The sequence below is a fragment of the Candidatus Dadabacteria bacterium genome, from assembly GCA_026706695.1.
Lineage (GTDB): Bacteria > Desulfobacterota_D > UBA1144 > Nemesobacterales > Nemesobacteraceae > Nemesobacter.
On sequence record JAPOYE010000053.1, the window covers coordinates 1 to 8,821 of the forward strand.

The following is an 8,821-nucleotide window of genomic DNA, read 5'->3' on the forward strand; positions in this document are numbered from 1 at the left end:
ACCCCTTCGAACGTAGCGAAGCGGTGATCATACTGGTGAAACAGCTTAGCCTCATAAAGGGGAAGATAACGGTCATTACCTCGTATAAAGATGTTGCCTTCCAACTCCCATCCTTCTTCATTTAGCTCTTCACGTGTTTTGAAGAGATTTGAATCATTTGACATATCAAACATTCTCTGGAATCTGATCCCCCAAGGATTTACTTCCGGTTCGTTGTCACGTGCCTCTTTCCACAGAACTCCGGTTCTGCGGTACATCTTACGAGCAATTTCCATATCACGCCGGGTTCGGAAAATAGGACAAGTGCGGGTATTGGGATTAAACAAAGCGAAGTCATCCGCTGACATCCTGAATCGTCTTTCGGAATCTTCTAGATATTCAACTTTATCAAGGAAAAAGGCGAACTCGGCCTCTTCACATGGACTCTCAGTTCCACTTAAAGTAAGAAGACAGAATTTGTAAGATCGGTGAACATTTTTGAAGATTTCTTTCCTGTTCTCAAAATCATAAAGACTTTTTAGTCTTTGGTTAGCAACATTAACAATAAAAGCGTTGTATCTCATCACTTTTGAGGATAGTACGTGTTAGGGAGTCAGATTTGATTAAGTTTCACTACTCAATCTTACACTTGGTTAGAATCCTTCTTTAAATGGAAAAGCTGTTGAAAATAATTTGTCATTTTCTCCACTCAAATCAGAATCAAGGAGGAGAAAATGACAATATCAGTAGACAAAAGAGTTTTCTATAACGAAATTGCTTCCTCTGCCTTGGCGCAGAATACCCGTATAGCATATGACAAGGGTTGGAGGTGCTTTGAGGATTACTGCATTTCCCGAAACATAGACCCGTTTTCCATAACGCCGGAACAAACCGCCGATTTCATAATTGACCTGGCAACCCAGCCTCGTTCGAATAGCGGAAAAATACTTTCAATGGGAACGGTTTCTCTGTACAGAAGCGGAATAAACAAAAAATACACCGATGCCGAAAAAACCTCTCCGATGAACCATCCGAAGGTGGTAGCCGTATTCAAAGGGCTGGCAAGAATCAAGGGTACCGCGCCGCGCCGCGTAAACGCGCTAAGAGAGCGCGACATAAAAAGAATGCTGGACCAGTGTCCCGATACCCCTATCGGCAAACGTGATGCCGCAATTCTTGCCGTCGGATTTGCCGGGGCCCTAAGACGTTCTGAAATCTGCGCACTGACCATGAATGATGTTGAGTTCATAGAGCCGCAGAGCGTGAAGGATTCCTGGAAGATGTTCATTTATATACGAAAGTCAAAGACTGATCAGGAAGGCAGAGGACACAAGATTGCGATACCGGAAGGAAAGTATGTAAAACCGATAAAAAGGCTTCGAGACTGGCTGCAAGCATCGGGAATTACGGAAGGCCCTCTTTTTCAGACGATGAAACGGGGAGGCAGGCTTAGAGGTCTTCCGATGCACCATTCGGATATTCCGAGGCTCGTAAAGCATTACGCTGCACTCATCGGTCTGGACCCGAAACAGGTGTCAGGACATTCACTCCGCGCTGGGTTTGTTACGAGTGCGGCGGTTCACCATGCGCGTCTCGACAAAATAATGGAAGTTACAAGACACTCAAATCCCTCTACTGTGATGAGATATATAAGGGATGTCGACTATTTCGTGGATCATGCTGGAGAAAAATTTTTGTGATATTAACCTGATTCGTGAATTTTGAACCGGTTGCACGCGGCCTCAGTTTGTTTTTGTACATTATCAGGCGGAATTGTTATACTCTTGGGAAAAATGTTTTTCTTCAATCAATTCCCCCGGAGGAAAATAGCAGATGGCGACAGTAGTTACGGGAGCGACCGGGTTTATAGGGTCGCACATAACCAGAAAGCTGGTTGAGAGAGGAGACCGAGTCAAGGTTCTCCTAAGAAAGACGAGCAATACTAAAAACATAGATTCTCTCGATGTTGAGAAGGTCTACGGGGATGTTGGAGATCCTGATTCTCTTAAGGCCGCTTTTTCCGGATGCGACACGCTTTTCCATACGGCTGGGTTTGTGTCGTTTAAGAAATCGGATCACCAGAAAATGCTGGATATAAACGTGCGCGGTGCTTCGAATGTTCTTTCCGCCGCCATGGACGTGGGCGTATCCAAGGTTGTTTTCACAAGCAGCGTGGCTGCTATCGGGGTCGAGCAGGACGGTTCCCCGGTAACCGAATCCACCCAGTACGATCTCTACTCCGATGGGATAGGGTACATGAACTGCAAGTATCTCGCGGAAAGAGAGGCAAAGAGCTTCGGCGAAAAGGGCCTTCCGGTGGTTATAACGAACCCTTCGGTGGTTCTCGGCGCGGGGGATATCTATCTTTCAAGCTCGGGATCGGTTCTGTGGTTCTGCAAGAAAAGATTCCCTGGTTACATGGACGGCACCTTTAACGTTGTCGACGTTGAGGATGTCGCGAACGGACACCTGCTCGCGGAGAAGAACGGAAAGCCCGGAGAACGCTACATACTAGCAAACGAGAACGTGAATGTGCGAGGTTACTTCGCCCTTCTGGAAGAGATAACCGGCGTCTCCGCTCCCAAAATCAAGATTCCCTACGTATTCGCCTACACCACCGCGTTTCTCCTTGAGAGGGTCCTGGGACTCGGATTTCCGAATTATTCCACGCTGGACATCGATTCCATAAAGCTTTCAAGGTATAACTGGCATGCTGACAATTCAAAGGCCGTAAGGGAGCTCGGATTCACGGTGACTCCGATCGAGCAGACTATACGGAAAACCGTGGAGTGGTTCAGGGAAAACGGCTATCTGAAGTAAAAAAGGGAGCAAAGTGGCGGCAAACAGTTTCGGAAGATTTTTCAGAATTACCACCTGGGGGGAGTCCCACGGCCCCGCTCTGGGAGTCGTGGTTGACGGCTGTCCCGCGGGACTCGAGATCTGCGCCGAGGACATACAGTACGAACTTGACAGGAGGCGTCCGGGGCAGAGCAGGATCACTACCCAGAGAAAGGAAGCCGACACAATCGAGATACTCTCGGGCGTTTTTGACGGAAAAACCCTCGGAACTCCCATATCCATGATGGTTAGAAACACAGACGCCAAATCGAAATCCTACGAGGACATAAAGGACGTCTACCGTCCCGGCCACGCCGATTTCACCTACGACGAGAAGTACGGGCGCAGGGACCACCGGGGAGGCGGTCGCTCCTCGGCGCGGGAAACGGTCGGAAGGGTGGCCGCAGCCGCGATAGCCAAGAAAATCCTTAATTCCCACGGAGTGACTACCACGGGGTACGTAAAGCAGGTGGGAGACATAGTTGCCGAGGACATTGACTTTGACCGGATCGAGGAAAATCCCGTCCGCTGCCCCGACCCGGAAGCAGCGGAGAGAATGATCGATCTTATAGAATCGGTCAGAAAGGAGGGAGATTCCGTCGGAGGAACAGTCGAGGTAGTGTCCCGGGGGCTTCCCACGGGTCTCGGCGAGCCCGTGTTTAACAAGCTTGACGCGGACCTCGCGCGCTCTCTTATGAGCATAGGGGGGATAAGGGGCTTCGAGATGGGGATGGGTTTCGGGGTCGTCGAGAGGAAAGGTTCGCAGGTAAACGATCTCATGTATAAAAAAGAAGACGGCACCCTAGGCTTCAGGACGAACAACTCGGGCGGCCTTCTGGGCGGAATAACAAGCGGGGCGGACCTAGTCGTGAGAATCGCCATAAAACCCACTTCTTCAATATCCCAGGTTCAGGACACCGTGGATAAAAAGGGAGAAAAAACCCAACTGCGGGTAAAGGGAAGGCATGATCCGTGTCTTTGCCCCAGGGCGGTTCCCATAGCGGAGGCCATGGTCAATCTTGTTCTGGTCGATCACCTGCTGATCTCAAAACTGTCGACTGTCTGATTTAACTGCCATGTCGGAACTATTCAGAATTTACGTAGGAGAGGAAGAGATATACTCGGGACATCTGGCGGACATACCCGATTACTACCGCCGCAACTTGGTCGAAGCGATTTCCGAGTGGGGGGAGTGTCTTAGCAAAAGCGGTTTCAGGGAACTCCTTTATTCCTCTTTACATTGGTATAACCTGAAGACATATTACTGCGGGGATTGCGAAAAGGAATCAGAGAAGGGGGGTGTGTGCGGGGACTGCGACGGAGAATTCTCAGAAGCTTTCGTTCACAAAAGGGACCCGGGCATAGACAAGATAATGATGTGCATCGGTTTGATAGACCGCGTGGAGATGGAGATTCTTTAGTTTTTCAGGCTGTTATGAAGTTTCTCGTTAAAGGACACATATATCCAAAGGCCTGGGAGGTCGCGAAAAGCGTCAAGAAGCTAAGGGAAGAGCGGAAAAAAGTTAACATAGGAAGCGGGACGGTCGGCTACACTGTGTACGAGGTCGATCTCCCTGAGCAGACCGTAAAAACGGGAAACTACCTTACTACTCCCCAGGGAATAAGGCTCTACCACAACTCGGGTGACTATTACGGGATCGGCTACCTGATCTCGGAAATAGACAATGACCCGCTTGTCTCAAAGCATTTTTCCTGACTTTCCAAGGGGTTGCAGTTTAATTTCGAGAGACTAAAATGCCGCAAATTCAAATAACACTTCTTTACTCATGCCTTCTGGCGATATTTCTTATAATCCTGAGCATGAGAGTCATACATCTGAGGGGCAGTCCATTTACCGATTTTCTGCGTAAGAAGGGTGAAACGATTTCGCAGGAAACTCTTAACAGAGCTGTAAGGGGACACGGAAATTTAATCGAATACGCACCGCTGTTTCTGATTCTGATGCTTGTCGCGGAGCTTAATCATCTGTCCTCCGCATATCTGCATTTTGCGGGCGCGGCTTTTCTGGTCGGCAGGCTTATGCATGGAATTCTTTTCAGTTTCATGAGACAGCGGAGCATGTTCATGAGAGTTGGAGGCATGGTACTGACCTTTCTGGGCTACGGTATCGTCGTGGCGATCAATCTGGGTTCCGTGCTTTAGCTAAATGGGTAGGGTAAGCGAATTACACAAAAAATGGAGCAAGAATCCGGAGTACAGGTCCGCATATGACGAGCTTGGACCGGAATTTGAAATTGCACGCCTGCTTATTGGGGCTCGCCTTCAGGCAGGGCTGACTCAAGCACAATTAGCCGAGAGAATTCAGACAACGCAATCTGCCGTGGCCAGATTCGAGAGCGGCAGGATTCATCCTTCTACAAATACGCTAAAGAAGATTGCGCAGGCAACCGGTACACGGCTCAAAATCAGCTTTGAAGCAATCAAGCAGGAGACAATTGCAACGATCTGCGCTGCAAACGAAGCGAAACAGCAACAATTGAAACGGCAATAAGCTAAGTTTATCCTGTCGCTCCAGAATAGAACTGCCAGAGAGGAACGAGTCGCACTAACAAGTCTCGGGTTTCGCGGATGAAGGTGGCGGGACCGGCTGCGACCTCATCCGGTTCACATGTCTGCAAGGCGCAAAGATGCGGTCCTTCAAGGAAGCTTTCCGCCTTTGCAGGATCAAGCGTCCGGCCAATTTCACCATATTTTTTGCACGCGACCAGATCGATATCATTTCCGAGGCCGATTTCTTGAGCCAAGTTGATGACTCCCTGTGAATCATTTTCAATTTCTTCGGCCATCGGGGCGTCGGGGGCGAGCAGCGGAGTGGGCACGTAGAGTCCCCGCCATACGCCTTCCGACTGAAAACTCAGAAACAATTGAGCATCAAGCCTTTTGCGGCCCTCTCTGTAAAAAAGAGCGAGCATGTTGTCTTTGTAAGGACTTTGCCCCTTGGCAAAACGCATGTCCCGGTTTATCCGGGTAATCGTTTTATTAACGGCGGGGCGGATCTCGCAGTCTTTGATCACCTCGCGGAGACTGGGACCTATGTCTGTAACAGCTTGGCGTAGCGGCCCAAGCAGATTCTCCTCGTACCGCTCGCGATTTTCTTCAAACCATGTCTTGTCGCGCGGACTGCCGAGATCCTTTAGAAAACGGAAAGTTTCTGAGGAGAAGCGCTTCATGGAGGTGTTGTCCGACTTCAGTCCGCTTGAATAGCGGACGTCACATAGTAACGGTGTCTATGCCGTTCCCAACAGTTCCGATACCTTGGCAACACCGGCTCCGCTTGTGAAGTCGTGTCCCAGAGACCCCAAAATGGATTCAAGGGCCGAGATAAACGCCACCATGTCGTTTCGGTCGACATCCCCTATGTGGGATACCCTGAAGATTTTCCCCTTGGCGTGATCCTGTCCGCCTGCGACGGTCATGCCGAATTTCGCCTGAAGCTCGGAGATGATTTTTCCCGCCCCTATCTCCTCTGGCGCTACTCCCACTGTGAGGGCCGGGCTCGCCGCGTCGGTGGTGAAAAGCTCTACTTTGATCGCTCGGAGCGCCTCCCGGGTGGCAAGCGACATCAGCTCGCGTTTTCTGTAAATATTCTCCATTCCCTCTTCCATGAATCCTTCTATAACCTTGCCAAGGCCGACTACGAGCGTGACGGCAGGGGTCCAGGGCGTGGTGTTTTTCTGGGCGCTTTTCTGGTAGTCGGCAAAGTTGAGATAGAACTTCGGGAGATCCGAGGTCTTGTTGAATTCCCAGGCTTTCTCGCTCATCGTTGCGAATGAAAGCCCCGGAGGGAGCATGAAAGCCTTCTGCGAGCCGCCCACGAGAACATCTATTCCCAGTTCGTCAAACGGAAGGGAGAAAACCCCGACGGCGGTTATGCCGTCAACTATCAACAGCACGTCGTCTCTTTTCGAGGTAATCGCCGCGACCTGGTCAGTTGGATGCTTGACCCCGGTGGAGGTTTCGCTTGCCTGCATCAGAACCGCCCTTATCGAGGGGTCGCTTTCGAGCTTCTCCTCTATGATTGCGGGAGAAACCGCCTCGCCCCAGGTAACATCTATCTCGTCCACTTCTAGTCCGTAGGCCCTTGCGATCTTTCCCCATCTCTCTCCGAATTTCCCGCCGTTTACCGTGATTACCTTATCGCCTGCGCAGAGAGTGTTCACAACTGCTCCCTCCATGGCGCCGGTTCCCGAAGCCGCCAGTATGAAAACTTCGTTTTCGGTCTGAAAGATGTGTTTCAGCCCTTCTCTTGCCCGCTCGAATATAGCTTCGAACTCCTTGGTTCTGTGATGAATGAGCGGTCTTGCCATCTCAACCATTATTTCGCTTGAGACTGCGACAGGGCCCGGGGTCAGCAGCAATCTTTTCATTTGGTGTTTCTCCTATAGTACGAGGAATCGAATAAAAATCGATAAACTACCCTAACATCCCGACTATTTCAATTGTTTTGTCGGTAGCTGTTCAGTAATGAATCAATTTGATCAAAACGGTAAACTTCATAGGGAAAGAACTGACAGAATATGTTAATATCTAAAAAGGGATTGGGCATATGATTCCCTTTATATTTCCATTATCCGAGGCACGAAAAGAGAATTTCAGATCAAGAAACGATCAATCGTAAGAAAGATTAGTTTTACAATACCTGCTGACTCTGGGCGTTGCTGGCTGGAAATGCCTAACTTATTGAACCGGAGCAACTCATGGCGATAATATACTCGGACGAGGAGATTAAATTGTTGGTGCAAGAACACAAGCCTTTACCTATTGATTGGCGTAAACGGATTGGTCTAAAACCCAAACGTGGTCACGATGAACGGCAACTAGAATTTGTTGGTAACGTAAACAACAAGTTCCGCATTATTTTCAGACGGAGCCACATTAATCCACTTGATTTTTCAATTGTCCTGGCTGTTCATGTTCCTCAATCGAATCAAATTTTTCGACTTCGTCGTTACAATGGTAGAAGCCACGAGCACACAAACCATATTGAAGATGAGACGTTCTACGATTTTCATATTCACTTTGCTACGGAGCGATACCAGGGAATCGGAGCACGGGAAGATGCCTATGCTAAACCGACCGATCTCTACGGAGCTCTTAACTGTTTAATTGAGGATGTAAATTTTGAAGTCTCGCATGAACTGCAAGGCAATCTTTTTTAGGAGGTTGAACAATGTCCATCGAAGCCATAGAGCAAGACTTTCGTGAGAAAATTTCGACAAAGATTCGTCTTGCAGCTGAGGGCGTGGAACGCTTCCGCGTGTTTACTCCTTTCTTGTTTGAGGACGGTGATCATTTAGCAATCGTTCTCAAAAGAGAGGGAACGCAATGGTTACTCTCCGATGAGGCCCATACATATATGCACCTTACCTACGATATTGATGAAAGAGACCTTCACAGTGGCACGCGCCAGAAGATCATTTCCAACACATTGTCTACGTTTAAGGTGGAGGATCGCCATGGAGAGTTGGTACTTGACGTGCCGGATGAGCGCTACGGTGATGCATTATATTCTTTTATCCAAGCACTCCTAAAGATTTCTGACGTATCATATTTGTCGCGTGGACGGGTTCAGTCCACTTTTGTAGAAGATTTTCGAACATTCTTGAGGGAAATCGTTCCAGAAGAACGTATGAGTTTCAACTGGAGCGATAAAGAGCATGATGACCGTGAGATTTACACGGTAGATTGCCGAATCAACAACATGCCTCGACCGATTTTTGTGCATGCCCTTTCCAATGACGGTAAGACCCGCGATGCCACAATTGCATTGCTTCAGTTTGAAAAATGGGGGATTCCGTTCCGTTCTCTAGCTATTTTTGAAGATCAGGAGTCGATCAATCGAAAAGTGTTAGCACGTTTCAGCGATGTATGCGAGAAGCAGTTCTCAAACCTACCCGCAAACCGCGAGAGAATCACGCGCTTTCTGGAAGAGAATATTTCCTCCCCTTCTGGTTAGTGCTGAATACTCCCTTGAGCCTCTTGC

At 48.9% G+C, this 8,821-nt stretch carries 12 protein-coding genes; 9 read left to right on the forward strand and 3 right to left on the reverse strand.

The window, feature by feature from the left end; genetic code table 11:
* Positions 1 to 563, reverse strand: a 563-nt coding sequence (locus tag OXG10_03995) for a hypothetical protein (GenBank protein ID MCY3826531.1), incomplete at its 3' end; no start/stop codon positions are given.
* A gap of 150 nt (positions 564 to 713) precedes the next feature.
* Between OXG10_03995 and OXG10_04000 the strand changes: the two genes are divergently transcribed.
* From OXG10_04000 to OXG10_04030, 7 genes are all read left to right on the forward strand, one after another.
* Complete coding sequence (locus OXG10_04000) at positions 714 to 1,679, forward strand: site-specific integrase (GenBank protein ID MCY3826532.1); 966 nt, start codon at positions 714 to 716, stop codon at positions 1,677 to 1,679.
* Positions 1,680 to 1,812: 133 nt separating this feature from the next.
* A complete protein-coding gene (locus tag OXG10_04005; protein ID MCY3826533.1) occupies positions 1,813 to 2,799 on the forward strand; it encodes an SDR family oxidoreductase in 987 nt (328 codons plus the stop codon).
* Positions 2,800 to 2,812: 13 nt separating this feature from the next.
* Positions 2,813 to 3,883 (forward strand): chorismate synthase, encoded by a 1,071-nt coding sequence (gene aroC / locus OXG10_04010; protein MCY3826534.1) that lies wholly within the window; start codon positions 2,813 to 2,815, stop codon positions 3,881 to 3,883.
* 10 nt (positions 3,884 to 3,893) lie between these two features.
* Positions 3,894 to 4,238, forward strand: a complete 345-nt coding sequence (locus OXG10_04015; protein MCY3826535.1) for a hypothetical protein — start codon at positions 3,894 to 3,896, stop codon at positions 4,236 to 4,238.
* 14 nt (positions 4,239 to 4,252) lie between these two features.
* A complete protein-coding gene (locus tag OXG10_04020) occupies positions 4,253 to 4,534 on the forward strand; it encodes a hypothetical protein (GenBank protein MCY3826536.1) in 282 nt (93 codons plus the stop codon).
* A gap of 38 nt (positions 4,535 to 4,572) precedes the next feature.
* Complete coding sequence (locus OXG10_04025; protein ID MCY3826537.1) at positions 4,573 to 4,980, forward strand: MAPEG family protein; 408 nt, start codon at positions 4,573 to 4,575, stop codon at positions 4,978 to 4,980.
* A 4-nt stretch (positions 4,981 to 4,984) separates the two neighbouring features.
* Complete coding sequence (locus OXG10_04030; protein MCY3826538.1) at positions 4,985 to 5,329, forward strand: helix-turn-helix transcriptional regulator; 345 nt, start codon at positions 4,985 to 4,987, stop codon at positions 5,327 to 5,329.
* Between the two features lie 7 nt (positions 5,330 to 5,336).
* Here OXG10_04030 and OXG10_04035 read toward each other — a convergent pair whose 3' ends face one another.
* On the reverse strand, positions 5,337 to 6,008 hold the full coding sequence (locus OXG10_04035; protein MCY3826539.1) for a DUF2461 family protein: 672 nt from the start codon (positions 6,006 to 6,008) through the stop codon (positions 5,337 to 5,339).
* A 57-nt stretch (positions 6,009 to 6,065) separates the two neighbouring features.
* Positions 6,066 to 7,205 carry an alanine--glyoxylate aminotransferase family protein gene (locus OXG10_04040; protein ID MCY3826540.1) on the reverse strand — a complete coding sequence of 380 codons (1,140 nt, stop codon included), beginning with the start codon at positions 7,203 to 7,205 and terminating at the stop codon, positions 6,066 to 6,068.
* Positions 7,206 to 7,535: 330 nt separating this feature from the next.
* On the opposite strand from OXG10_04040, the gene OXG10_04045 reads away from it, so the two are divergent.
* Positions 7,536 to 7,997, forward strand: a complete 462-nt coding sequence (locus tag OXG10_04045) for a hypothetical protein (protein ID MCY3826541.1) — start codon at positions 7,536 to 7,538, stop codon at positions 7,995 to 7,997.
* A gap of 11 nt (positions 7,998 to 8,008) precedes the next feature.
* Complete coding sequence (locus tag OXG10_04050) at positions 8,009 to 8,794, forward strand: DUF1828 domain-containing protein (protein MCY3826542.1); 786 nt, start codon at positions 8,009 to 8,011, stop codon at positions 8,792 to 8,794.
* Positions 8,795 to 8,821: the final 27 nt, after the last annotated feature.

Excerpts from the sequence above, each read along its gene's own strand:
- OXG10_04000 (MCY3826532.1), top strand. The coding sequence starts at position 714 with ATGACAATATCAGTAGACAAAAGAGTTTTCTATAACGAAATTGCTTCC.
- OXG10_04005 (MCY3826533.1), top strand. The coding sequence starts at position 1,813 with ATGGCGACAGTAGTTACGGGAGCGACCGGGTTTATAGGGTCGCACATA.
- OXG10_04015 (MCY3826535.1), top strand. The coding sequence starts at position 3,894 with ATGTCGGAACTATTCAGAATTTACGTAGGAGAGGAAGAGATATACTCG.
- OXG10_04020 (MCY3826536.1), top strand. The coding sequence starts at position 4,253 with ATGAAGTTTCTCGTTAAAGGACACATATATCCAAAGGCCTGGGAGGTC.
- OXG10_04025 (MCY3826537.1), top strand. The coding sequence starts at position 4,573 with ATGCCGCAAATTCAAATAACACTTCTTTACTCATGCCTTCTGGCGATA.
- OXG10_04030 (MCY3826538.1), top strand. The coding sequence starts at position 4,985 with ATGGGTAGGGTAAGCGAATTACACAAAAAATGGAGCAAGAATCCGGAG.
- OXG10_04035 (MCY3826539.1), bottom strand. The coding sequence starts at position 6,008 with ATGAAGCGCTTCTCCTCAGAAACTTTCCGTTTTCTAAAGGATCTCGGC.
- OXG10_04040 (MCY3826540.1), bottom strand. The coding sequence starts at position 7,205 with ATGAAAAGATTGCTGCTGACCCCGGGCCCTGTCGCAGTCTCAAGCGAA.
- OXG10_04045 (MCY3826541.1), top strand. The coding sequence starts at position 7,536 with ATGGCGATAATATACTCGGACGAGGAGATTAAATTGTTGGTGCAAGAA.
- OXG10_04050 (MCY3826542.1), top strand. The coding sequence starts at position 8,009 with ATGTCCATCGAAGCCATAGAGCAAGACTTTCGTGAGAAAATTTCGACA.